At 39.3% G+C, this 25838-nt stretch carries 22 protein-coding genes and 2 tRNA genes; 18 read left to right on the top strand and 6 right to left on the bottom strand.

Annotated elements, in window-relative coordinates; genetic code table 11:
* Positions 1 to 19 precede the first annotated feature (19 nt).
* The 4 genes from gatC (at position 20) to DC083_RS06235 (ending at position 4953) form a co-directional block, all read left to right on the top strand.
* Positions 20 to 307 (top strand): Asp-tRNA(Asn)/Glu-tRNA(Gln) amidotransferase subunit GatC, encoded by a 288-nt coding sequence (gene gatC / locus DC083_RS06220; RefSeq protein WP_026879150.1) that lies wholly within the window; start codon positions 20 to 22, stop codon positions 305 to 307.
* A 213-nt stretch (positions 308 to 520) separates the two neighbouring features.
* Complete coding sequence (gene gatA, locus DC083_RS06225) at positions 521 to 1972, top strand: Asp-tRNA(Asn)/Glu-tRNA(Gln) amidotransferase subunit GatA (protein ID WP_109189370.1); 1452 nt, start codon at positions 521 to 523, stop codon at positions 1970 to 1972.
* A gap of 138 nt (positions 1973 to 2110) precedes the next feature.
* Positions 2111 to 3535: an Asp-tRNA(Asn)/Glu-tRNA(Gln) amidotransferase subunit GatB gene (gene gatB, locus DC083_RS06230; RefSeq protein ID WP_109189371.1), complete on the top strand. Its 1425-nt coding sequence runs from the start codon at positions 2111 to 2113 to the stop codon at positions 3533 to 3535.
* A 656-nt stretch (positions 3536 to 4191) separates the two neighbouring features.
* On the top strand, positions 4192 to 4953 hold the full coding sequence (locus DC083_RS06235; RefSeq protein ID WP_109189372.1) for a DeoR/GlpR family DNA-binding transcription regulator: 762 nt from the start codon (positions 4192 to 4194) through the stop codon (positions 4951 to 4953).
* 29 nt (positions 4954 to 4982) lie between these two features.
* Here the strand turns inward: DC083_RS06235 and DC083_RS06240 are convergent, their stop codons facing one another.
* Positions 4983 to 7655, bottom strand: coding sequence for a ComEC/Rec2 family competence protein (locus DC083_RS06240; RefSeq protein WP_109189373.1), 2673 nt, complete (start codon positions 7653 to 7655; stop codon positions 4983 to 4985).
* Between the two features lie 194 nt (positions 7656 to 7849).
* Here DC083_RS06240 and DC083_RS06245 point away from each other — a divergent pair, with 194 nt between their 5' ends.
* The 7 genes from DC083_RS06245 (at position 7850) to DC083_RS06275 (ending at position 14873) form a co-directional block, all read left to right on the top strand.
* Positions 7850 to 8296, top strand: a complete 447-nt coding sequence (locus tag DC083_RS06245) for a YchJ family protein (RefSeq protein WP_109189374.1) — start codon at positions 7850 to 7852, stop codon at positions 8294 to 8296.
* 247 nt (positions 8297 to 8543) lie between these two features.
* Positions 8544 to 10397, top strand: coding sequence for a dihydroxy-acid dehydratase (ilvD, locus tag DC083_RS06250; protein WP_109189375.1), 1854 nt, complete (start codon positions 8544 to 8546; stop codon positions 10395 to 10397).
* Between the two features lie 174 nt (positions 10398 to 10571).
* Positions 10572 to 10648, top strand: a tRNA-Asn gene (locus DC083_RS06255).
* A 304-nt stretch (positions 10649 to 10952) separates the two neighbouring features.
* A tRNA-Asn gene (locus tag DC083_RS06260) sits at positions 10953 to 11029 on the top strand.
* A gap of 310 nt (positions 11030 to 11339) precedes the next feature.
* Entirely contained in the window at positions 11340 to 12449 is a 1110-nt protein-coding gene (locus DC083_RS06265; protein WP_109189685.1) for a nicotinate phosphoribosyltransferase, read from the top strand.
* Between the two features lie 36 nt (positions 12450 to 12485).
* Entirely contained in the window at positions 12486 to 13280 is a 795-nt protein-coding gene (nadE, locus tag DC083_RS06270) for an NAD(+) synthase (protein WP_109189376.1), read from the top strand.
* A gap of 219 nt (positions 13281 to 13499) precedes the next feature.
* Positions 13500 to 14873, top strand: coding sequence for a hypothetical protein (locus DC083_RS06275; protein WP_109189377.1), 1374 nt, complete (start codon positions 13500 to 13502; stop codon positions 14871 to 14873).
* A 413-nt stretch (positions 14874 to 15286) separates the two neighbouring features.
* Here the strand turns inward: DC083_RS06275 and DC083_RS06280 are convergent, their stop codons facing one another.
* Complete coding sequence (locus DC083_RS06280; protein ID WP_109189378.1) at positions 15287 to 15550, bottom strand: hypothetical protein; 264 nt, start codon at positions 15548 to 15550, stop codon at positions 15287 to 15289.
* 335 nt (positions 15551 to 15885) lie between these two features.
* Positions 15886 to 16530 carry a LexA family protein gene (locus DC083_RS06285; RefSeq protein WP_109189379.1) on the bottom strand — a complete coding sequence of 215 codons (645 nt, stop codon included), beginning with the start codon at positions 16528 to 16530 and terminating at the stop codon, positions 15886 to 15888.
* Between the two features lie 475 nt (positions 16531 to 17005).
* Between DC083_RS06285 and DC083_RS06290 the strand changes: the two genes are divergently transcribed.
* The 3 genes from DC083_RS06290 to DC083_RS06300 all read left to right on the top strand — a co-directional run bounded on the left by DC083_RS06290 (position 17006) and on the right by DC083_RS06300 (position 19325).
* Complete coding sequence (locus DC083_RS06290; protein ID WP_109189686.1) at positions 17006 to 17482, top strand: nucleoside deaminase; 477 nt, start codon at positions 17006 to 17008, stop codon at positions 17480 to 17482.
* A gap of 100 nt (positions 17483 to 17582) precedes the next feature.
* The gene (locus tag DC083_RS06295) at positions 17583 to 17813 is read left to right on the top strand and encodes a hypothetical protein (RefSeq protein WP_109189380.1); all 231 of its coding nucleotides are present in this window, start codon (positions 17583 to 17585) and stop codon (positions 17811 to 17813) included.
* A gap of 90 nt (positions 17814 to 17903) precedes the next feature.
* Positions 17904 to 19325 (top strand): solute symporter family protein, encoded by a 1422-nt coding sequence (locus DC083_RS06300; RefSeq protein ID WP_157954899.1) that lies wholly within the window; start codon positions 17904 to 17906, stop codon positions 19323 to 19325.
* Here the strand turns inward: DC083_RS06300 and DC083_RS06305 are convergent.
* Positions 19266 to 20633: an aminotransferase-like domain-containing protein gene (locus DC083_RS06305; RefSeq protein ID WP_109189382.1), complete on the bottom strand. Its 1368-nt coding sequence runs from the start codon at positions 20631 to 20633 to the stop codon at positions 19266 to 19268. The two genes, DC083_RS06300 and DC083_RS06305, sit on opposite strands and share 60 nt — an antisense overlap.
* A gap of 301 nt (positions 20634 to 20934) precedes the next feature.
* Between DC083_RS06305 and pdxS the strand changes: the two genes are divergently transcribed.
* On the top strand, positions 20935 to 21786 hold the full coding sequence (pdxS, locus tag DC083_RS06310; protein ID WP_034855518.1) for a pyridoxal 5'-phosphate synthase lyase subunit PdxS: 852 nt from the start codon (positions 20935 to 20937) through the stop codon (positions 21784 to 21786).
* A gap of 116 nt (positions 21787 to 21902) precedes the next feature.
* Here the strand turns inward: pdxS and DC083_RS06315 are convergent, their stop codons facing one another.
* Positions 21903 to 22088 (bottom strand): hypothetical protein, encoded by a 186-nt coding sequence (locus tag DC083_RS06315; RefSeq protein WP_034855519.1) that lies wholly within the window; start codon positions 22086 to 22088, stop codon positions 21903 to 21905.
* Positions 22089 to 22290: 202 nt separating this feature from the next.
* Here DC083_RS06315 and DC083_RS06320 point away from each other — a divergent pair, with 202 nt between their 5' ends.
* From DC083_RS06320 to DC083_RS06330, 3 genes are all read left to right on the top strand, one after another.
* A complete protein-coding gene (locus tag DC083_RS06320) occupies positions 22291 to 22776 on the top strand; it encodes an aminoacyl-tRNA deacylase (RefSeq protein WP_109189383.1) in 486 nt (161 codons plus the stop codon).
* Between the two features lie 306 nt (positions 22777 to 23082).
* Entirely contained in the window at positions 23083 to 24018 is a 936-nt protein-coding gene (locus tag DC083_RS06325; protein WP_109189384.1) for a hypothetical protein, read from the top strand.
* Positions 24019 to 24296: 278 nt separating this feature from the next.
* Positions 24297 to 25130, top strand: a complete 834-nt coding sequence (locus DC083_RS06330; RefSeq protein ID WP_189364563.1) for an undecaprenyl-diphosphate phosphatase — start codon at positions 24297 to 24299, stop codon at positions 25128 to 25130.
* Positions 25131 to 25225: 95 nt separating this feature from the next.
* Here DC083_RS06330 and DC083_RS06335 read toward each other — a convergent pair whose 3' ends face one another.
* Entirely contained in the window at positions 25226 to 25777 is a 552-nt protein-coding gene (locus DC083_RS06335; RefSeq protein ID WP_109189385.1) for a hypothetical protein, read from the bottom strand.
* Between the last annotated feature and the right edge of the window lie 61 nt (positions 25778 to 25838).

Genomic DNA, 25838 nt, shown 5'->3' on the forward strand with positions numbered 1-25838 from the left:
TCAGCAAAAAGGGAAAAAGATGAAGATAGATCATAAGACAGTTGAGTGGTTAGCTTATTTAGCCCACTTACACATTGATGAAGATAAAGTAATGTCTCAACAGATCCGCCTTGAAAATATGGCCGAAGTGATCCGCGATATTAGAACGGTTGATACAGAAGGTGTTGCGCCGATGACGAATCCTTTTGATGCAACATTAACGCTTCGAGCGGATGTTGTCACTGTCAAAAATGAGCGCGATGAGTTACAAAAGCTTTCTCAAAGTGTTGAAAATGGCCTTTATCTCGTACCACAAGTTCTTGATTAAGATTTTCAGTGAATACTGTTTGCAAGGGTAGATAAGCTTCAATCACTTATTCTTCAATTATCTTTACTGATTGATTATGAAAGGGATTTAAAAGAAAATCTACCAAAGTATAATCTCATACGCGTATTATCGACATCGTAATAGAGAGTGATAGGTAATAATCAAAGCGTGCAATAATGAGGTTAAAACATTTAGATTAAAAAAGAGTATATTATGCATACACAGACAATTTCTGAACTTCGTCAACAATTAGATCGTGGCGAGGTTTCTGCTACTGAGGTAGCCTCTTATTTTCAACAACGAATTGAAACTTTAGAGCCGAAGCTCAATAGCTTTATTACAACCACTTTTGATAGCGCACAAGCGGAAGCAAAAGCCGCTGATGAAGCAATGGCTAAAAAAGAGACAGCTCTTTTAACGGGCGTTCCTATTGCCCATAAAGATTTGATCTCTACAAAAGGCGTTTTAACAACGGCAGCGTCTAAAATGTTGAGTAATTATGCGCCCCCTTTTGATGCCACGATTGTAGAGAATTTGCGAGCACAAGGTGCGGTCTCATTTGGTAAAGTAAATATGGATGAGTTTGCGATGGGCTCAACCGGTAAAACAAGTTTTTACGGCGTTACCAATAATCCTTGGAATACAGATCACGTAGCCGGCGGTTCATCAAGTGGTTCGGCAGCAGCAGTAGCGGCAGGATTAGTATTAGCAGCAACGGGTTCAGATACGGGTGGATCTATTCGTCAACCGGCAAGTTTCTGTGGTGTTACAGGGATTAAACCCACTTATGGTCGCGTTTCTCGTTTTGGAATGATCGCTTTTGCATCATCCCTTGACCAAGGCGGTGTTTTAGCGAAAAGTGCGGAAGATTGTGCAATCGTGCTTGAGGGAATGTCAGGCTATGATCCCAAAGATCCTACTTCTGCAAACCGAGAATTGCCGGCATTTTCTAAAATGCTCGATCTTTCTCTTAAAGGAATCAAAATTGCATTACCACGCGCTTTCTTCGATTGTGGTTTAGATGCGGCGACAGCAAAAGCGATTGATGAGACGCTTGCAATCTATCGCCAACTCGGTGCGGAGTTTGTAGAAGTAGATCTTAAGTATCACGATCTTGTTACCCCGGTTTATTATGTGGTTGCGCCGGCAGAAGCGGCGAGTAACCTTTCTCGATTTGATGGCATTCGTTATGGCTATCGTGCGGAGAATGTGCAAAATCTAGAAGAGCTCTATGATCGCACACGTACAGAAGGTTTTGGGCAAGAGGTGAAGAGCCGTATTTTAATGGGGACTTATGCGAAGACGGAAGTTCTCTATCAAGATTTCTTTATTAAAGGGCAGAAAGTTCGCCGCTTAATCGCCAATGAATATCAGGAAATTTTAAAAGAGGTGGACTTCATCGCAGGACCTACCGTTGCTGGCGGAGCTTTTAGTAAAGATCATAAAGCTTCTAGTATTCAAAACTCACTGTTTGATGCAAACTTGATTGGTGCAAACTTGGCAGGTTTACCTGCATTAAGTCATCCTATGGGAATGAGTAATAATATGCCGGTTGGATTCCAATTAATTGGTAGAGCATTTGATGAGGCGCGGTTATTAGCCGCTGCACACCAATATCAATTGAATAGTGATTGGCATAAAAAACGCCCAGCAGACTTCGCTTAAAACGAAGCTAGGAATGTTAATCGAGCTATTAAAATAGAGTGAACTAAGTAGTAACGCATATATGCACACAATATATACATAATATTGGTATTACTACAAATGATCGCGCTCAATAAGAGAGCGCAAAAAGGATGACAAATGAGTTGGGAAATTGTAATTGGACTAGAAGTCCATACTCAGTTAACGACAAAAACGAAATTATTTTCGGGTACGAGCACACTTTATGGACAGCCACCGAATACACAAGCCGGTATCTTTGATATCGCTTTACCAGGTGTGTTACCGCTTTTAAATGATGCCGTCATTGATAAGGCTATTCGTCTTGCGATTGCGACCAATGCAAATGTTGAACGCCGGACAATCTTTGAACGTAAACACTATTTTTACCCTGATTTACCAAAAGGTTATCAAACAAGTCAGCTGGATGCACCAATCGTCTATGATGGTCATTTAATGATTGAGACTGAAAATGGCCCTAAAAAGATTCGGATTAATCGCGCACATTTAGAAGAAGATGCGGGAAGTTCTCGTCACGGAGAAGTACCGGGAATGACCGGCATTGATCTGAATCGTGCAGGAACGCCGTTACTGGAGATCGTAACCGAGCCTGATATTAGCTCTGCGGAGGAAGCCATTAGCTATTTACGCCAATTACATCAAATTGTGACTTGGCTTGATATTAGTGATGGGAATATGCAGGAAGGATCATTCCGCTGTGATGCAAACGTTTCTGTACGCCGTCCTGGCGGACCTTTAGGAACACGGACCGAGCTTAAAAACATTAACTCATTCCGCTTCATTGAGCAGGCCATTAATTATGAAGTGGCTCGTCAAATTAAGATCTTAGAATCAGGAGGCTCGATTGTTCAAGAAACTCGCCTCTATGATCCTGACAAGAACGAGACACGTTCAATGCGTGCCAAAGAGGAAGCGAATGATTACCGTTACTTCCACGATCCGGATCTTTTACCGATCATTATCTCAGAAGAGCGTATTGAAGCGGTTAAGGCGAACTTCCCATTAATGCCGGAAGCATTGAAATCAGTATTGATGGATAAATATGATCTGTCAGATTATGATGCTGGCATAATCGTCCAATCACGTGCAATGTCTAATTATTTCTTAGCATTATTAGCCTTTGATGTAGATGCGAAGAGCGCTGCTAACTGGTTATTAGGAGATGTTTCTGCTTACTTAAATGAGCAAGATATCACGATTGATGCTCTACCTGTGACTGCTGAACAGTTAGCAGGGCTCTTGACGAGAATTGCAGATAAAACAATCTCTAATAGCATTGCGAAAAAAGTCTTTACGTTAATGATTGAGCGTCAAGCAACAGCGGATGCAATTATTGAAGCGGAAGGTTTAAAACAAGTCACTGATACAGGTGCGATTGAAGCTTGGGTCGATGAAGTCATTGCCAAAAACCCAAAACAAGTAGAGCAATTCAAATCAGGACAGACAAAAATCTTAGGATTCTTTGTGGGTCAAGTGATGAAATTGAGTCAAGGTAAGGCAGATCCTGCGGCTATTAATGCACTTATTTCTGAAAAGTTGAGCTAATAAGTGAATAAGTAGGACGTTTATTCACTTATAGTCCCAAATAGAGAAATAATTTGCATAAAATTCTATAAAAAGTGATGAAATAATTTCAAAAAGTCAATAAACGTCAATAATTTTCTACAAAGAAACCCTTAAATGTTAAAATAGCATTTGAGGGTTTTTTATTTTCTCTTTTTTATTCTCAAGATTTAAAATTTAAATCTGATGTTTTTTTGAGAGATAAAAATTATTTAGCAAAAATAGTTGTTAAAATTCAGTGTGTTATTTGGCTGAGTGTTCTTTTTATCTAATTTCTTATAGTTCTTATATAGTTAAAAAAAGAGAATTTTGTTAATATTTGCTATACAATAAAAAATAGAAGTCAATTTTATTTGAATATATAAATAATTTTGTTATTATTTGTATGTAAAGTTTATTAAATTTATTAAAAGATCAAAATTTAGTAAGCTTTCACAAAATAGTAATAATGTTTTATTGTTTTATTAATAATTGTTTTTACTATTCAATAGCAATATATTAATTATAATATTCAGCTTTTTAATTAATAATAACTTGTTGCCGACATATGTATGAACTTTGGAAGTAATGAGCTTTGGAAGAGTTTTATATCTTCAAGATTAATTAAAAAGTTAGCAGAACAGAAAACGAGGCACGCTATGATCCCCATAGAAAGACACGAAGCAATATTATCGGTAGTGGCAGAGAAAGGTATTGCCACCATTAATGAGTTGATTGAGCTACTTGATGTATCTCATATGACTATTCGTCGAGATTTGCAGAAGCTGGAAAAGCAGGGGAAGGTGATCACTGTCTCTGGAGGTGTAAAAGCAGCTGAACGTCTCTCAACGGAACTATCACATAAAGTAAAAGAGACCATTAATGAGGATGGTAAACGACTCATTGGTGCCTTAGCCGCACAAGAAATTCCTGAAAATAGCTGTATTTTCTTAGATTCTGGAACTACAACATTGGCCATTGCTCGCCAAATTAAAGATCGAGAAGATCTCACGATTATTACCAATGATTTTATCATTATGTACTATCTGATCGAAAATGGCCGGGGTAAGTTGATTCATACAGGTGGCACAGTTTGTAATAAAACAAATTGTAGTATTGGTGAGAGCGCGGCGAGAGGGATTGAAAATTATCTCATTGATATTGCGTTTGTCTCTACAGCTTCTTGGGGGATCAAAGGAATTTCTACACCAACAGAAGATCGAGTTCCTATTAAACGGATTTTACCTGATGTATCTAAACGCTTAATTTTGGTGGCAGATAATAGTAAATATGGCGCTGTAGCGACCTATCTAGCCTTACCAATTAGTGTATTTGATACAATCATTACGGATAAATCACTTCCTACCGATATTACGATGATGCTACATAATCGCAACATCACGCTCATTACTGCTGAGTAGCGATAAGATATCTCTATCTGACCAGAACGTTACTCTGCTACTTGTAACCAATAGTAACGATATTGATCACGATAATCTTCAAGGCGAAGTTCTAATAGGGACTTCGCCTTTTTATTTGTGTAATTAAAAAGGAGTGAGATCGTACTCTGATAGCTATTGTAAATGGGCTGCTGATAACGTTTCATAATTGCCTCAATTTTAGCGTTCATTACTCTTGTGGAGAAAAGAATCATCGGTTGATGATCGGGGTCTACAGTGGATTCTACGGTAGGTTTATTGAGGGTAGGTATATTGTGAGTAAATTGATTAGAAGACCGATTAGAAGATGAACTATGTGATGTGGTATCGCCGGGCAGATCAAAGAGAGAATGAATAGGGAAGTAACGCCGGCCTTGATTAGGGTAGAGAAATACAATCTGTCGTTCTGGTGCTTGCTGTTGGGTTAATTCGATATATTGTCGTGTCGCTGACCACTCGTGATCTTCAATATCGGCAATTAGATAGAGATCGATCATCCCATAGAGCGTGAGATGAAAAGCGCAACTACTTTGGATCATCGATAAAGGCTTGATCGTATAGTGGGGATTGACCGCCTGTAATTGCCGACAATTGCCGGCATTATTGATATAGCTCTGTAAAGAAGGTAATGTCCACACAGGTGTATTAGGGTAAGCAGTCAAAACACTTTGCGTACCACCAATGTGCTGTTGATTATGTTTAGAGAGAATGAGGGCATCGATATGGGTAATATTGAGATGTCTGAGCGTTGGATGAATAATATTTTTCCCTGCATCAAATTGGCGAAAGCGATTGCCAGTATCAAATAGCAGTGTGAAATCTGGCATTACCAATAAGAATGAGAGGCCCTCGCCTACCGGCAATTGATACATAGAAAACTGGAGATCAGTTGTCGTAGTGGTCGTTGAATTATCGTGATCGGACTGATCAGTCTCAGTCAGTTGTTTTTCGTGAGAATGGGAATGATTGGTTACTAATTGATACTGTTGGATACTTCCTCTCTGAAATAAAGTGTTCGATAGAATAGTTTTATCAATATCAGAAAAGAAGAGATGTAGGGAGATGATTATTGTAATCATTACTGCAATCATTACTGCAATCGAAATAGTTACAATCTTACTGTTTAATTGAATAATGGAGTATTGACTAGAGGCATTCTTTTTTAAGTAGAAGCGGTATTGCAAGCCTGATAATCGGGAAATTGTGTGCCGAAGAACAGGAAATAGATAGAGCAATATTAATAAGCTTAAAGTGATTAAGACTGCGATGAAAAGAGGGATTTGCTGAACGTCAATGGAGGCATAAGGTAGATGCGCGCTCTGCATTATCAAATATTTTAGAACCGTAACCCCTTGATCAGCTATCAGGAGAAATGGGTGCGCGAATATAGGGGTGATTAAGTAGAAGATGATGCCCACTAATAACGCCGGCATAATCATAACAGAAGTCCAAGGAATGGCGATGAGATTGATAAAAGGGCTAATGAGTGAAATTTCCCCAAAGAAACTTGCAGTAAGGGGAATAAGTAATAAGGATAAGACTAATTGCGTGAGTAATAGCGCTTTGATTGGAGATTGGAACAGTCTTGTGCTGAGCGTTAAAGTCACAACAGCCACAAAAGAGAGCCAAAATCCTGCAGTTAAAAGGGCAAGAGGCATAGATAATAGAATGATACAGAGTGCTAATGCGACACTATGCAGACTGAAAATAGGTCGATTAATAATCAGTGTGAGCATAGCGACCGAGAACATAATCGCAGCTCGAATGGTGGGGAGACTCATTCCTGCTAAAAGAGCATAATTCCACGCGACTATAATTGCAAGAACCGCGGCTAACCGAAAAGGTTCAACGCTTCGTACTTGTAAAAGCCCAAAGAGGATTCTAAATAGGATAAAAGCATAAAAAGCTGTTAAAGAGAGATGGAGTCCGGAGATTGAAACGAGATGAATCGTGCCTGTTTTCCGAAGGGCTTGCCAATCGTATTGCGTTAATTCATCTGTTTTACCCACTGATAGCGCACTTAAATAGCCACTATTGTTGTAATTTAGGGAGAGATAAGAGGCAATATTGCTTCTTAGTTGCGAGATTGTACTCGGGGGAGAGATGAGGATAGGATCTGTCTTAAGTCTACCATAACCTATTGTTTTTCTCGCAAGATACGATAAAATCCGTTCTCGATTACCGGGAATATTACGAATAATACGGGGTTTGATATCGAGGATTGCGCTATAGCGAGCCCCCTCTTGCAGTGTTGCTTTAATTTCTGGAGCAATATTGTAGAGCGTCACTTCTGCATCCCGTAGCATCTCTGATAACGGGGATGAAAGATCGGTATCTTCAGGCGCTTGTATCATTCTAACTTGTGTGATCTCAATAGTGGTACTCGTTGGAGAATGATTTCGTAAAATGGTAAATTCACTCTCGATCTGTAAGGGTAAGTGATGTTGAATTTGCCGATATTCAGATAAATATTGTGGATAGATAAAGTAGGCTACCAACATTCCTATGAGGAGAAATAGGCTATTTGTGATCGCTATTGTACGGCGTTTTATGAGAGCAATAATCAGCCCGAAGAGGAGTAGTGCTATACTCAAAAAGAGAACAAATTCTGTAGTAGTCGAATTCCAAGGCGATAAGATTAGCCAGAGAGCGGTAAGCGTCAAAGAGAGTGCGATTAGAATCATACGATAGGTTAAAAATATTGGGGAATGAGAAATGCGTAATTATCGATGTTTCTTTAAAGCATAGTTATAATTGCATAAATGGGGGAAGCATATTGCTTAAATAGCTTGAAAATAAGCGATACTAACGATAGTAGTTCAAGGATTAAAATTAGAGGCGTAGAACAGAAGATGGAGGTAGAAGATTGGGATAGAAGATGGGTCAGAAAATAAATAAAAAACAGAAAAAACAGGGAACCGGTCTAATCTGTCCTTGCCGTGTGAGTGAGACTACAATCGGGCCTCAATATCGTGAGTGTTGTGAGCCTTATCATCAAGGGGCAAAGAGTGTGCTAACAGCGGAAGCATTGATGCGTTCCCGTTTCTCCGCCTTTGCGCTGAATTTAACGGATTATCTTTTGGCGAGTTGGCATAGCAGTACAAGGCCGGAAGACATTGAAGATCAACAAGATGTTCAATGGTTTTATCTCAAAATATTGGCAACCGAATCGACTATAGATCCCATAACAGAACAAAAGGTGGATTATGTGACATTTGAAACTCGTTACCGCTTTGATGGAAAGGTTGGGAAATTTCGAGAGAAGAGTCGATTTATTCAAGAAGAGAATCAACTACGGTATATTGATGGGATTTTCCTTGATTAGAGACTACTCACTGATCATTTTTTCGGTAATTTTTTTTGCTAATTACTAGAGATCATTTCGGATGCGTATTACCTATTCAGTTTGAGTGCTGTTTTTTTGATAGCTATTTGCACTAAATTACTCGAGTCATCTATTTCAATTCAAGTTTGATAGTGGTAATTTTAATAGGATACGTGAAAAGATGATCAAGTTGAGACAATAATAACTAACTTTTTAACACTATAGAATAATACACAGAGGAAAGACAATGGTTCACAACCCTAAATATCGGTCACATACATCCACTCAAGGTCGAAATATGGCAGGTGCGCGTTCACTATGGCGTGCTACGGGGATGAAAGATGAGGATTTTAAAAAGCCTATTATTGCGATCGCGAACTCATTTACACAATTTGTACCAGGTCACGTTCATTTAAAAGATCTAGGGCAGATGGTTGCAAGAGAGATTGAGGCGGCCGGTGGTGTTGCAAAAGAATTTAATACGATTGCCGTTGATGATGGAATCGCAATGGGGCACGATGGAATGCTCTACTCATTACCGAGTCGAGATCTGATAGCCGATTCTGTGGAATATATGGTCAATGCCCATTGTGCCGATGCTTTAATCTGTATTTCAAACTGCGATAAGATTACGCCGGGAATGTTAATGGCATCATTAAGGCTCAATATCCCAACTATTTTTGTTTCAGGTGGTCCGATGGAAGCGGGGAAAGTCTTGTGGGATGGTGAGAATTTAAAACTTGATCTTGTAGATGCGATGGTAATGGCGGCAAGTGATGATGCTCCAGATGATAAAGTCTCTGCCATTGAGAGTGCGGCTTGCCCAACTTGTGGCTCATGTTCAGGAATGTTTACAGCAAACTCAATGAACTGTTTAACAGAAGCCTTAGGGCTTTCATTGCCGGGCAATGGTTCATTATTAGCAACGCATGCGCGTCGGAAGGAACTCTTTTTAGAAGCTGCAAGAACGATTGTGAAGATCACAAAAGATTATTATGAGAATGGAAATGATCAAGTATTGCCTCGCTCTATTGTTAATTTTAAAGCATTTGAAAATGCGATGATGCTCGATATTGCAATGGGCGGATCTAGTAATACTGTACTTCATCTTTTAGCAGCAGCCCATGAGGCAGATGTACCATTTTCAATGCAAGATATTGATCGTCTTTCTCGTAAAGTGCCACATCTTTCAAAGGTATCGCCATCAACGCATCTCTATCATATGGAAGATGTCCATCGTGCCGGCGGTATCTACGGTATTTTAGGAGAATTAGATCGAGCGGGATTATTACATACAGAACAGCCGACAGTTGCTGCACCCTCATTGAAAGAAGCCTTAAATGAGTGGGATATCGTTCGCTCTGAAAAACATCATGATTTTTATCGTGCGGCACCAGGCGGCGTTCGTACTACAGAAGCTTTTTCACAAGATCGTTATTTTGATTCGCTCGATCTCAATCGGGAAAGTGGTTGTATTCGGGATATTACGCATGCTTATAGCCAAGATGGCGGTATTGCTATTCTTTATGGTAACTTGGCGACAGATGGTTGTATCGTCAAGACCGCTGGAGTTGATGCATCGATCCTTAAATTTACCGGTAAAGCGCGTGTATATGAGAGTCAAGATAGTGCTGTTGCTGGAATTTTAGGCGATGAAGTAAAACCTTGGGAAGTGGTCATTATCCGTTATGAAGGCCCGAAAGGGGGACCAGGTATGCAAGAGATGCTCTATCCCACTTCTTATTTGAAGAGTAAAAAGATCGATGCAGAGTGTGCACTTTTAACAGATGGTCGATTCTCAGGCGGTACTTCAGGGCTCTCTATTGGACACGTTTCTCCAGAAGCAGCAGATGGTGGATTAATTGCGGTTGTTGAGAATGGAGATGAGATTATTATCGATATTCCTAATCGCTCAATTCATTTAAATGTGGATGAACAAACATTAAAGGTAAGATTAGAAGCACAACGAGCAAAAGGATTTAAACCTGCAGAAGTGCGAGCTCGTAAGGTGTCAAATGCACTTAAAGTTTATGGCGCATTGGCCACTTCGGCTGCTTTTGGAGCAGTGCGCGATGTTTCGCGGTTAGAGCAATTGAAGTAGAATAATAGTGTGTAATGAAATCTATTTATTTCCTTATATTATAAATGTGAGTTATTAAATAATATTCAAATAAGAGTGAAGTTATTGATATATTAGGGTTTATATTTGGTGAATAAACTTTATTCATAATAGGACTTGCGAAAATTAAAATATTCGATAGAATAGTCTCTCAATTCCTCGATAGCTCAGTTGGTAGTAGCACTTGACTGTTAATCAAGGGGTCCCTGGTTCGAGCCCAGGTCGAGGAGCCAGATAGAAACCGAAGTAGCGAAAGTTACTTCGGTTTTTTATTAGCGGACTATTGAGAGCCATTCAGTTTAGATTGATATAGTAAGATCGGCTCAAAATAAGCGACATTTAAATGCTGGCGTATCAGCTGATTGAGGCGAGGAAGCTATTCTATCTGGCATCTTGTAAGTGTTGTTTAATATAGTTTGATATTTTTTTAAACTCCATATTAGCTATATAAAAAACATTTTTGTTAAAAAAATGCACGATATTTTTTAGGCTTGGGGCTTGTATATCATTTTAAAATCCGTATAATTGATTTCCTATTCCTCGATAGCTCAGTTGGTAGTAGCACTTGACTGTTAATCAAGGGGTCCCTGGTTCGAGCCCAGGTCGAGGAGCCAAATAGAGACCGAAGTAGCGAAAGTTACTTCGGTTTTTTATTATCCAAAGTATTTATAGCGTGGCTGATTGAATACAGTAACGGGTTAAAAAGATCGGGCAGTACTTTTCATCGAGAGATTGAAAGAGGGGGTAGTTACTTGCTATAGTAGTCGATCAGTAGTTTTGTAAGCTCATAATAGATCAGAATCGTGACTCACATTACTCAATAAGTAGAGATCCGTAAGAGTAGTATAATCCGTAAATATTAATGATACGCTCGGAAGCGTGCCTTTAGGGAATAGAGAGAGCATGAGTGCAAGCACACACGAAATTAAAGAGTATGAATTAAAGCATCGCGGGCAAATTAAGCGTTTAACCAATAAGACTTTTAAATTTGATGAACGAATTGGCCAAGGCTGGTTTTCGGCCGTCTACTTTTTGAAAACAGCAGAAATTGCTAAGCAGTGGGCACCGGAGCGTATTGTCACAATGCAATTTTTTCAGCGCAAAAATGGGGCTGTACTTTGTGGGATTGATGAAGCGATCTCTCTGCTGCATACCTTTGCTCAAAATCCAGAAAAGCTCGAAATTTGGGCGCTCAATGATGGAGATCGTATTGACGCCTATGAAACGGTACTCACTATTACCGGTAATTATCAGGATTTTGGTTTTTTAGAAGGGATTATTGATGGCACACTTGCGCGCCGGACTTCTGTGGCAACTCATGTGCTGGAAGTTGTTGAGGCTGCCGGTGAAAAAGAGGTGATCTTTATGGGCGATCGGGACGATCATTTTAGTCAACAGGCAGGCGATGGGTATGCGGCATTTATTGGTGGATCTACCGCACAAGCTACGCATGCGATGAATGAATGGTGGGGGATTGAAGGATTAGGTACTATGCCTCATGCCTTGATTCAGCTCTTCAACGGCGATACCTTAGAAGCGGCGAAAGCATACCATAAGACCTTTCCTAATGATAAGTTAATGGTGTTAGTGGATTACAATAATGATGCGATTGAAGAGTCATTGAGAGTTGCGCGTCACTTTGGAGAGAAGCTTTCGGCAGTGCGCATTGATACTTCTAATACGATGGTTGATCAATATTTTATGCGTCATCAAGATCAATTAGGCACCTTTGATCCTCGAGGGACGAATCCTACACTTATTTTTGCATTACGGGAGGCGCTCGATAGAGAAGGATTCCATAATGTGAAAATCGTTGTGAGTGGGGGATTTAATGCCGAGAAAATTGCGCATTTTGAAAAGCAAAATACACCTGTAGATCTCTATGGTGTCGGTTCTAGTTTACTGAAGGTAAATATTAGTTTTACCGGGGATAATGTGCTGTTAGATGGCAAGATGCAGGCTAAGGCAGGTCGTAAGTACCGACCTAACCCGCGTTTAGAACAAGTTTTTTACAACGAGAATGAAGTAAAATAAGCTGCACAATAAGTTCCCCAATAAGGCTCAATGAATATGCAACAGAATAGGCAACAGATTCGCCAACCGCTTTCTGCAACAGAATTATCTCAATATCTTACTTATCTTGCTTCTTGGTTAGAGGAGGAACTTTGCTATCGTAATGCCGAAAAATTTATTTTTGGGGTCAGCGGTGGGGTGGATTCGGCCGTTGTTGCAGGAATCATGGCGCGTTATTTCCCAGATAAAGCGATGGGTGTTTTGATGCCATCCCATAGCAATCCGCAAGATTTAGCAGATGCAGAGTTAGTGATGACGCATTTTAATTTGCCATATCATATTGTTGATTTGAGTGCGACTTTTGATCAGCTAATGTTAGCTGTTGGTGAGAAGTATAGTCGTACAGGGGATGAATCAAAAGATCGGGTGATTCGGGGAAACGGTAGTGCGAGGTTACGAATGACCGCTCTCTATACGGTGGCACAAGTGATGAATGGTATTGTTGTAGGAACGGATAATGCGGTTGAATGGTATACCGGCTATTTTACAAAATTTGGTGATGGAGGTGTTGATATCGCACCACTTATCCACCTCGATAAAGCTGAGGTTTTCACATTAGCAAAACTTGTAGATGTCCCTCAAAGTATTATTGATAAGAAACCCTCTGCAGGATTATGGGATTCTCAAACAGATGAGGGGGAGATGGGTGTCACTTATGATGCACTCAATCGATATCTTCGTGGGGAGTCTGTGAGTGATGCTGAATTAGAACGAATTCAATTTTGGCACGAGCGATCACATCACAAAAGAGCACTACCTAGAATGCCAAAGAAGCCGATGACGGTCGCGTAAGACTTATTTTAATAGATGATTTAAATCATGGCCTCTAATAAGAAAATAATATTATAAATCATTAGGTTGTTCTTTTTTTGATAAATGGCGTAATAGTTAAATTTTAGTAAATCTGTTATTATATTAATAATATTAATGTCTTTATTATGTAAAGATAAATAGCTGATAAGATTTAATAAGTTATTCATTATTCGTTAAACTATCATAAAAGAGAGTCGTATGAAAAAAATTCTTCTAGCAAGTGTTGTTGGGGCTATTTTAGTAGGTTGTTATGATCAAGAAACACGTGATGAGATGAGTTATCTCAAACATCCTGATCGTGCAGAAGAGATCTTAGAGCAGTGCGAAGCCCGTTTTGCCAAAGCAATGGATAAGCAAGATAGTAAAGCCATTATCGCTATTGAAAAAGATGCTAAATGCCGAGCTGCTGGTAAAGTTCTACATGAACTACGTCAGATGGAACGTGAGCAAGCAGTTCAAACTAAATCCGCTACTGCGAGCAAATCTACCGAGAGTACGACGTTGCCTACGGTAAAAGAGGTCGCTACATCTAGTATTCAAGAGTCTGAAAAAGAATCGGAAAAACTTTCTCAATCAGAAAAAGAGCTGAATAAGCCCTCTCTTATGAGTAAAGCTGAGCAGGAAGTGATGTTAGAAGCGCAAAAATTAGTAGCAGAAGCGCCCGAAATTTCAGAGAGATTAATGCAACAGGATCAAATTTTTCAAGCGCATAGTGAAGGGGAGCGTCTTGCTGCATTAGCACGTAATTCTGATCAATCGGCTAAGCCTCAAGAAATGAAGAATCAATCTGAGATGAGAGAAGAGATGGCTGAAATGGTTGCACCAGAAATAGCTATTACTGAAACATCTATGCCACAAGTAGAGGAAGCGCATACTTCTTCAACTGCTCAAAAAGGCGAGGAAAATCGTGAAGCTGAGCAGTTACGAGCTGTGACGGAACATAAAGAGCGACTCTATGCCGAACATGGTAACGATTGGCAAGCCGTTATGAATCGTTATATTAAGTCTGATTGTGCACAGGCAACCGGATACCCAACAGCTGAATGTGTAGCATTAAAAGATCATTATCACGAAGCTATGACGCAAGGTCGGGAACAACTTTGGGAGCAGAGCTTTTCAGAATTATTGGGGGATGCCGCACAATATTGTCAAGATGCGAATCTTTCTAAGCCTATAAAAGGCTCAAGTTGTGAGTTATGGCAAGATATGCGCGATGAGAAAGGAAAATTAACACTACTGGATTTAGATGTCTTTGGTGTTGAAGCGCAATACAGTACATTTTGTCAAAATAAGACAAGTACACTGTGTCAGATTTGGAATACGGTATGGCAAGATAAGAGCGCAGAGTTAACCGCTTACCTCAGTAATAATGATGCAGCTTTCAGCAGAACCTATAATCGCTGCTATCAAGAGATTGTCGAGATTGATGACTCTTCAAGTTTACGTCGTGAGAAGATCGAAAAAGAGAAAGCGATTCGAACATCGACACCTTGTATGCAAGCCGCCGAAGCTTATCGTAACCGACATTTAGGTGAACGGGCTTTTATGCATTCTGTTGAGATTAGCAAATAGCTTATAAACATTTAAGTAAGCTTATTTTGAACTGATATTACTATAGTAAATTTGGTTTAAGAAAGTATAAAACCTGACTCACCAACACTTGCAAGATGCCGGATAGAACGGCTTCCTTACTTATTACAGCTGATGCGCCGGCATTTCAATCAGCTTCTTTTGAACCGATCTTACTATATAAAACTTGGATCATAAAGAAACACCTATTCCCACTAGTGTGAGAATAGGTGTTATTGTATCTCATGCGCTCAGGTGACATTGAAGAGAAATGTGCCGTTCCTCTATTTTCCTACATCCTTTTGCAGTTCTCTATTGTTTATCACTGATAGATCCCTAGCACGACACAGTTCTATTCGTCATCATTTCAAACAGGAAGGTTAGTCCAAGGTTGAGGCATGAAATGATACAAAGTATCAAGCTGCTTGCTGGTAATATTTTGCCTCAGATGAGGCATTATACTTTTGCAAGGAAGCCATAGATTCTAATGATCGAAAGGAAGTAGCCGCGTGATCGTGAGGTCGTCTTGCGGGTACACGATTTTGCATAATGGTTGCTTGCTCTAACATTCTGGCATGAGTTGCATCTTCTTGTTGACGTAACCAATTGTTGTAGAGACGGCGCTCTTTTTGTGCCTGATATTTTGCAAGCAGCGATCTAACGAGTTGAGTAGGTAACATAAGGAACTCCTTAATATTGCTAAAATGTAATAATTCCGATAGGTAAATATTACAACAATGCAAAATAAAAGCAATACAAAAATGTAATTTTCTAAGTCTTTTTAACAAAAAACCACCCGAAGGTGGCTTTGATGAAAACTTGTTATCTTATTGAAACTATTGAAATAACTATCTTGTGAGAGATTCCGTAAGTGACAAAAACTTTGTATTACTTAGAAGAAATTTTTGTATTTTGGGAAAATTTTTCCAAATTGTGTAATTTTTATAGATACTTTGCCCAAAGATCTGATCCGAATAGAGCTATTACTAAGGCAAATTATCACTGAAAAAAATTATTACAGTGACACCCATTTACCAATGACAGTACCGCAAATAATAGCAGCATCTGTAGCTCGGATGATTTTTTCAGGCCAATCAGGATTCAAAGGTCGGAGGTATGTTTCACTATTTTCATAGATGATCTGTTTAAAGGTCGCTTCTTCACTATTACTAATATGAACAACGACACAATCTTTATTTTCAGGCTTCACTTGTGGATCCACGAAGATAATATCTCCGTCTTCAAATGAGGGTTTGCCGCCGGGGTTAAACATACTAATGCCTCGAACCGAAAGGGCGAAGGTGCTATCGCTATGTTTAACAGGGCAAGGAAGCCACTTTTCAGCTTCTGTGGGATCAGCAACTGAAACCCACGCGCCAGCCGCAACCCAAGAGATTACAGGGATCATTCCTTGCATAGCCATTGATTCTTGAATAATGCCGGCTTCGTGATATTGATCTAAATACATAAATGGCATATCGGCAGAGGTTTCGATGCTACGCGCTTTACGTTCCCCAAAGGGACGCTTTAAATTTAAGAGTGCCGAGAGTTCGCCTTGGTTAATCCCTGTTTTTTCGATAAAAAGTGCTTGTTTACCTTGAAAATAGTCGTCAATCCAGCGTTTAAGATTTGCGGATCGTACTTGTGTTAAGTCTTTCATTATCCCCTCTTTATTCGATAAGGTGAATTGATTATGGCAATTTTGAAGCGATCAATAGAAACATCATAAGTGAATCGTGATGCTTAAAATCGAGAGATCCATAATTTTGTAATTTGTGATGATTGGATAAATTATATAATAGCATTAAATTGAATTGCATTATTGTAATAATTATAGTGCTTTTTCAATTTATCAAAGAATTGATTGATTCAAAATAGACTTTTATAGATCCCTACTCAATATTTATTTCAATATTCCTTAAAACCCACTTTTTAAACTGGCTATGAAGAGGGTAGTGCTGCCCATTATTAATGATTATTCACACAATAGCTCACGCAATAATGCCCATAGACAATCGAATTTGTAAGGAAGAAGTTCAAGATAAATATCTTAATGATATGTGATTGATATATGATAACTTTACGTTTTTCTGCTTATGATAGATATAGGGAATTTGGAAAGGATATTAATGGATATGAGTAATTCAGAACAATTTTTTACAGAAGCTGTCGATATCACACTTGAAAATATTCACAAGGGGGGAAGACCTTTTGGTGCTGTCATTGTGAAAGAGGGGAAAGTGGTTGCGCGAGCTGTGAATAGTATGCTTGATGATTGTGATCCCACTGCACACGCGGAGATGTCAGCCATTAGAAAAGCGGCAAAAGCGCTCAATAGTATTGATCTTTCAGGTGCGATTGTTTATGCAACCGGCGAACCTTGTCCGATGTGCCAAGCTGCGATCTATATGTCTGGTATCCGGGAGGTTTACTATCTATTAGGAAATGAAGAGGGAGAACCCTATAATCTCTCAACAGCCCGTATAGCCCTTGAAATGCGTAAATTGCCACAACAACGTACCCATTTTACTTTTCAAAAGATGGATGAAACCACTCGCAAAAATTATCCTGATTTATATGCATTATGGGATCAGATACAGCGGGCTCATTAGCAGATATGCACAGTGCTGGATCATCGGGTATAATCGGATGTTTTCGCCTACAATGAAGCAATGAAGCAATGAAGCAATGAAGAAGAGAAAAGGAGAGGTAATGTATATTCGTGGATTGATGATTTTGGTGACCTTATTGCCGATGATCGTCTACTACCTTAAATTGAGTTTTGCACCACAATCAATGGCCACCCATTTTATAATGGGAATGCCGGAATCGATTTTTTGGGGCATTATCGTGATGCTCTGGGGTGTTTTGATGGCTTTCTTGTATGTGCTATATGCAGTGCGCCAACGTCAGACTTTCTCAGAGCTGAGTGAGCGCAAATAACACGATGGAAATAGTAGAGTAGAGCGAATCATTAATAATCGCTTTCGATAGATGAATGAGAACAATAATAATAGGGAAAGAAGCAGTAAGATGAAGCGTGATAGCAGTGGTGATTTTAATCAGAAAAGTGCAAGGATGGCAAAAATTGAGCAAGGTAGCTCGGATTATTTTTTAGCAGGAAGATCGGTTGGGAGCTTACAAAATGCTTTTGCATTAGCTGGTGATTATCTCTCAGCGGCGGCATTTCTCGGTTCTATTGCGATGTATTTTAGTCAAGGAATGGATTCTCTCTTCTATGCAGTTGCGACCTTAATAGGTTGGACTCTTTTGCTGATTCTCTTCTCAGAGAAGCTTCGGGCAACAGCCGCTTATACCTTTTCAGATGTGATTAATCAGTCTTTTAATAGCGCTCGGCTTCGTGTATTGAGCGCAGTAACGAGTATTTTGATCTCGCTCTTCTATCTATTAGTACAACTGATGGGCGCAGGGGCCTTACTATCACTTCTCTTTGATCTTAACTATACGATCTCACTTGTCTGCATCGGATTACTTACAGGCGGTTTAGTTTTATTGGGCGGAATGAAAGCCACTACATTAGTACAGAGTATTAAGGCACTTTTGCTATTTGTTTTTGCCGGTACAATGGCTTTTTTAGCCCTCAAAGAATTTCAGTTCTCTCCGACTCATCTCTTCTTACGGGTAGCAAGTCTCTCTAGCTTTGAAGCATTAATGCCAAGTAGTGCTATTAGTTCCGGCATTGAGCAGATCTCTCTTATTATGGGGTTAGTGTTAGGATTATTAGGTCTACCACACGTTTTAATGCGTTTTTTTACGGTGAAAGATAGTCGAACAGCCCTCTATTCCGCTGCCGGAACGACCTTATTGATCGCGCTCTTCTTTATTCTCAATCTGATTATCGGTTTTTCAGCGTATGTGTTACTCAATGGCGAAACGCTTGCCGGCGGTAATAATATGGCATTACTCCATTTAGCGTCGCTACTTGGCGGATCAGGTTTTAAATGGATCTTAGCAATCTTGGTGTTTATTACCGTTTTAGCGGTGATTGCCGGATTAGTAATGGCCGCGAGTGCGAGTTTAACCCGCGATATTATTCCTATTATTTGGCCACAAAAACAAGAGAGTCTGTTAGTGGCTCGCCTCTCTGTAGTGGCTATTTTCTTAGTGGGAATGATCCTCGCCTATTTGTTTCAGGGAATGAACCTTGCATTTCTCTTTGGAATCGCTTTTGCGTGGGTTGCTAGCGCCCATTTTCCAGTAATGTTTTGTCGATTCTACCTACCGGGATTTAGTGAAAAGGGCGCTTTTTATGGACTTTTAGTGGGAGCTATTGGAAGCCTGCTCTTTATTGTTTCTAGTAATACCGTTTGGGTCAAAATTTTAGGATTAACATCACTACATCCGTATAGTAGTCCAACGCTCTTTATTTTACCGCTAAGCTTTATTGTGATTCTGCTCTTCAGAGAGCGGAAAGTGGGCAAAAGAGAAGCGTAATCCCGGGAGATCTGCACCAAAAAAGTCACTTCGGCGATAGCTAACATTGAGTGATTGTAGCTCTTTTTCAATCGCTTTCAGTTGTATCGGTTGCCGCAGGTTGGCATAGAGATGAAATCCCCCGGTAGGAATTTGATACTGAAATGTACCCGGGAAATTCGATTCTAGCCAATGAATAAAAGCGTTACATTTCTGTTGCAGTTTTGTCTGTAGATGCATCTCGTGATGAAGCGCGTATTGTTCAAGATAGATCTCTGCCATAAATTGAGGTAGTGAGCTGAGCCCTGAGTCGAGATGTTGCCGAATGGTAGCAAGATGTTCCACGATGGCGGGGGGCGCGATCATCCAACCTATACGGATCGACTTTCCGAGATATTTAGAAAGGGAGCCTAGATAGAGAATCTGCTCCATTTTTGCCTGTTTTTTAAGGGGTGAAGTCTCTATTTGAGGTGAAAATGAGAGCTGTGAATAGGCATCATCTTCAATAATTAAGAGTTGCTTACGTGTTGCGTAGGCGAGTAGTGCATCTTTTCGCTGCTGCGACATTACAATACCGGTTGGGTTGTGAAAAATAGGATTAATAAACATCATTTTAATCGCATAGCGATCCACGAGTTCATCTAACTTTTCGATGATAATCCCATTTGAATCCATAGGAATGCCATAGATACGAATTCCCAAGGCTTGAAAAATGGAGAGGGAATAGAAATAGGAGGGATTCTCAATGGCAATTGCATCACCGGTTTTGAGTAATCCTAAGGTAATTAGGGAGATCGCCTGCTGAGTCCCTGCGGTAATGAGGATATGATTTAAATCGACTTGCCAATCAAAGCGTGTTCTTAGATAAGATTGTACAGCTCGGCGAAGTGTTATCGTCCCGAGTTTATGGGCAGAATCTGCTTGTTCTTCCCGAATCAATAATTGCCAATCGACTTCAGGGAGATGAAGATCAGGATAGAGCATTGCCGGCAGATCCCCATTGCCTAAATCTAAGTGATAATATTGATGAAAGTGGGTTTGCTTTGATTCTGCATTCCAACTGATCTGGGGGGCTAAATAACGTCCCCATTTTTGTGGGTTAATATAGGTGCCGGAACCCACTCGGCGAATAATAATATTACGATCGTGCAGAATCTCCATTGCGCGCACAATAGTAGAGCGATTGACGGCAAAATAGTGACTGAGATCCCGCTCAGAGGGTAATTTCTCTCCGGGTTTCATCGTTCCCGTCATTAATGCATTTTCCACCCATTCTACGATCTGCTGATAGAGCGGTTTAGAACTCGTTTTATCTAAAATAGTACGCATCTGTTTCCCGAAGAGATTCAAGAGTGATTGGATAGGACAAAATCCTCTGTCTGATCAAAGTGTTTTAAATGGATGGGTCTTTAATCATCCAAATGGCTCTTTTGACAAATCATAACAGAGTGTATTGTGAAGATCCAACCCATTTGAAGTGGTTAGTCGATGATCTAGTGCGCTTATTCTAGCTTAGAAATCGATCTGTTCCACAATCAATATCGTCATTAGTACAGATAAGATTAATACCAATAACAGTCATACAGATAACAGTAATACAAATAACATTAATACAATAAGGGAATTACAGATGAGTCAATTTTTAGAGATGCCAAAACGTGGCGTTATTATGGATGTTGTGAATGCGAAAGAAGCAAAGATTGCTGAGAATGCCGGCGCTTGTGCAGTAATGGCGCTTGAGCGAGTTCCTTCTGATATTCGTAAAGCCGGCGGTGTTGCGCGTATGACAGATCCTGCTTTAATTGAAGAGATCCAAAATACAGTGTCAATTCCTGTAATGGCGAAATCCCGTATCGGACATATTGCCGAAGCCCGTATTTTGGAAGCGATGAAGATCGATTATATCGATGAGAGTGAAGTCTTAACGCCGGCAGATGAGGTATTTCATCTTTTAAAAAGTGATTATAGTGTACCTTTTGTCTGTGGTTGCCGGAACTTAGGGGAAGCTTTGCGCCGTTTAGGAGAGGGAGCGAAAATGCTTCGTACAAAAGGAGAGCCCGGTACCGGCAATATCGTGGAAGCAGTACGTCATATGCGTCAAGTCAATGATGATATTCGAATGTTGCAGAATAAATCGGATGATGAATTGATGGTCTTTGCAAGAGATATTCAAGCGCCGTATGAACTTGTGAAAGAGGTTAAACAGCTCGGTCGTTTACCGGTGATGAACTTTGCCGCCGGCGGTGTTGCAACACCTGCAGATGCCGTATTGATGATGCTTTTAGGTGCGGATGGGATTTTTGTCGGATCAGGGATCTTTAAATCAGAAAATCCTGAAAAATTTGCAAGTGCGATTGTTCAAGCAACTCAACATTATGATGATTTCTCACTGCTTGCCAAACTCTCTAAAAATCTCGGCGCACCAATGGCTGGTATTGAAATGGGAACTTTAGCAGAGAACCAAATTATGCAAGGTCGTTAAGATATTTTGGGTTATCACTGACGATCTATAGAGATTGAGTCATAAATGCAATAAAAAAGGCCACAGGTTATGATACTTAACTTGTGGCCTTATTAATTGCAGGGATACTTTTGTATTTATTGATTAGCGCGAATTGTCGCTTCAGTTTTGATCTCAGGATCGCCCTCTAGGGTAGAGAAAGTGCAATTATCATTGACGTTGCCTTTAATAACACATCTTCCTAAGCGTTCCACTGCATCAACGCCGGAAGCACACGCCGTTAGCATCGTTGAGGCAAGCACTAAAATGCATAGTTTTTTCATTATGTAATTCCTATTGTAGTGATTAATGACGATATTATTTTTAATATGGATGTGTTCATTGTAACGAATAATATTCTAATATTGCAGATGTTCTGGAAATAATTTTAAAGTGCACTAGGATATCTATTTGAGTAGCAATCTACGATTAGCGTTATAATTGCTCAATCTACCTTCATTTATCATTCATCATGGTTTACAAATTATGCGGCAATCAAATAAAAATTCTCTCAAAACACCGGCCACTCGATTTCTCGATCAACGTCATTTTCCTTATGAGATTTATGAATGTACCGGAGAAATAGAGGGGACTGCAGAATTTATGGCAAATTTTTTAGGGGTACCTTGTTATGAGGTGATTAAAAGTATTGTCTTTATGGATGAGAAATATCACGGTTATATGGTACTTCAACACGGTGATCAAACGATTGATACCAAATTATTACGCAAAATTTTAGGGGTGAAGAGTGTTCGAGCGGCGCCTTATGATTATGCCCATAAATGGACCGGCTATGAATTTGGCGGAACATCGCCCTTTGGTATTAAGGCGAATATTCCTATCTATGCTGAACGCACTATTTTTGAGATGGAATCGCTCTTTATTAATGGTGGTAAGCGTGGCGTGAATGTCAAAATTACACCGGATATTTTACGGCAGATTGGGGTTATTCCGGTGGAGGTGAGTAAATAGAGAAATTAGTCGGTCTTATTATCTCAAGAAGTCATTCTGTAAATTTTATTTTTTGTAGAATATTTTGCAAAAGAGAAGAATAGATTTATCTGCCTAAGATTATCTCGAAACCAAATTTTTTTGATATAACTGCTTTATTTTTATACTATCTATAGGATTTTGTTACTTTATTAACTTTTTTAATAAAAACAAAGGACAATGTGAGCTGTAGGTAGATTGAAATGATATTGAATGCAGTTCTATTTATTTCATTCTTGAAATGGAATGATATTTTATGACCGATCAGAGATTGGCAGAGTAAATAATATGAAAAAATTAATAGTGGTAGGTTTACTGAGTGTGTTTTTAGTTGCTTGTGGTGAAAAAGATGAAAATTACTATTTTGAACACCAAGATAAAGCCCGAGAAAAAATCAACAGTTGTGAAGAGCAGATGATGAAAGCATTCATGAATCTTGATGAGAAAGCGGGTAGAGCAATAGAAGCGGATAATGAATGTAAAGCTGCAAAAGCGGCGATTAAGAAACAGCGCAACATTGAGTATGAAAAAGAAAAAGCAGAGAAAGAGCAACAAAAACGTCTTGCAGAAGAAGCTCGATTAAAAGCAATTACAGATATTGAAACCCAATTAGAGAAAGAGCTATCAGGAAAAGAGTGGCCGGCTGTGATTAGTGAATATTTAAAGCAGGCAGAGTGCCAACAACGTTTTTTTAATCAGGATGAGGATCTCAATTGTGTTGCGTGGAAAGTAATATATGATAAGGCAGTAGAGACAGGAAAAACAGATCTTGCACAGTACTCTTTTATCGATCTAAATGCACAAGAACCAGTGTATTGTGGATTAGATAAACGTCGAGGCTCAGCATGTACTGTTTGGGCAGAGGCGAGGGTTGCGCGTGCAGAAATTGATCTTAAGCCACTTGATATCGAAGCACTATCTACAGTGAGAGAAGATTATTGCACCAATGGTGATTATAATACTTGTAATGTTTGGACAAAAGCTTGGCAAGTGAAGAATGATGTGATTGTAAAACAATTTGTTGAAGATGATGAGCTCTTTGTAGAGACTTATAACAATTGTTTTGCTGAAGTCACTAAAATTCGTCAAGCTGATCTTAAATGGAATGAGAGAAGTCGCCAAGAAGAGGCAATAGTATCTAGTTATCCTTGTGATCAAGCAAGACAAGCTTACCGTAATCGTGGCATGGGCGTTGCAACGTACAAGCAAGCAATTGCGCGTTAATTTATTGCTTTTACAATCAGTGAAATAGCATCAATATAACGATAATAGAATGCTTGCAATGTATTAATTTTCACGAAACAGAATTTTTCAATAGACTACTTTTAAATAAAGGTAGTCTATTTTTGATTTTATCCAATTAATTTACTCGTTGTTACATTGTTATCATAAAAATGCCTTAATATAACGATTATAATGCGTAAATAATGATAATATTTGTTACAATCTACCCAATTTATACCTATAAAATTGGATAATAATAACTGACAGGACAATGAGTAATGAGCATTGAAACGATAGAATTACTGAAAGCATTTATTTTAGGATTAGTAGAGGGAATTACAGAGTTTGCGCCTGTATCATCAACGGGACATTTGATTATTGTGGATGATTTATGGCTTAAATCCACAGAATTTCTCGGGCAAAGTTCAGCAAACACCTTCAAAATCGTGATTCAACTTGGCTCTATTCTTGCGGTGGTAGTCGTTTTTTGGAAGCGACTTTGGAGCCTTTTGGGATTCTATCGACAAGATGGTGAGAAAATGCTCAAACGATTTAATCTTCTTCACGTCATTATTGGAATGTTACCGGCCGTTGTGATTGGCTTTGCGCTAAAAAATCTGATTGATACCTATCTTTTTGGGACTAAAACAGTCATCTTTGCATTGATTGCCGGAGCGATATTGATGATAGTGGCCGATCGTTTTGCGCCCAAGATTCCAAAAGCCACTTCATTAGATGAGATCACCTACAAACAAGCATTTTCAGTTGGTCTAATTCAATGTTTCTCCTTGTGGCCTGGCTTCTCTCGTTCCGGCGCTACGATCTCCGGCGGTGTATTATTAGGGCTAGATTACCGTACAGCAGCTGATTTTACTTTTATTATGGCAGTTCCTATTATGCTCGGCGCAAGCTTAGTCTCGGTTATGAGTAACTGGCATGAACTCTCTCTTTCACACCTCAATTTCTATATCGTTGGTTTTATAAGCGCCTTTATCTTCGCGCTGTTAGCTATCAAATTCTTCTTAAGCCTTATCTCTCGTATCAAATTAATGCCATTTGCAATCTATCGCCTATTACTCGCAGCGGTATTAGCTTGGGTTGTTTGGGGGTAAAGAAAGTAGTGATGCCTAGGGCCGGAATCGAACTTAAATTTATAATACTAGGTCACAATGATTCCGGTTTTCTTTTAATTACTTATTACTGATTACTATATCTCTTTTTCCAAAATCTCTGTCAATTGTAACAACTTTTCTGTATCAGATGCCGTCAATATGAATGTATTGGTAGAACCAGTATTTTCTACACTTGTGATGATGAGTAGAGGTTCTTTGTTTGCTGGATGGTTAACCGCCTGCAATGTGTAGCTGATTTGGTGAATCGCTGTGGTAAAAGTGGGTTGACCTAGAAATAGCTTATTTTTACTTTTTTCTCTTTGGGGATAAGATTGATTCGCCCACTGGTTAAATAGTTCAAAAGGTTGTAATTGTTGGTCAAATTCTTCTTTTGTCGAGAATTGTAAGAATGGTTTAACATCTCGGCCTTTAGAGATAGGGTGTCCTAGAGAGATTCGATTCAATCTATTGCTATGAAGTGTATGGGTATAAACGGTTGTTGGCTTTTCGGCAATTTGTCCTGATTCAAGATTGTAAGTATAAGTCCGAACACTCGTTGGGTAGATATCAGACTCAACGCTACTACAAGCAGTCAACAAGTAGCTAAAACTTAATAAAATAATTATCTTCCATAATTGTGAGGGCATCTATTTAAATCCTTTTAAATGAATGTCGTTAGTTTTATAGCAGTTGATTTATATATCATCT

This window comes from Ignatzschineria ureiclastica (assembly GCF_003121845.1).
GTDB classification, from domain to species: Bacteria; Pseudomonadota; Gammaproteobacteria; order Cardiobacteriales; family Wohlfahrtiimonadaceae; genus Ignatzschineria; species Ignatzschineria ureiclastica.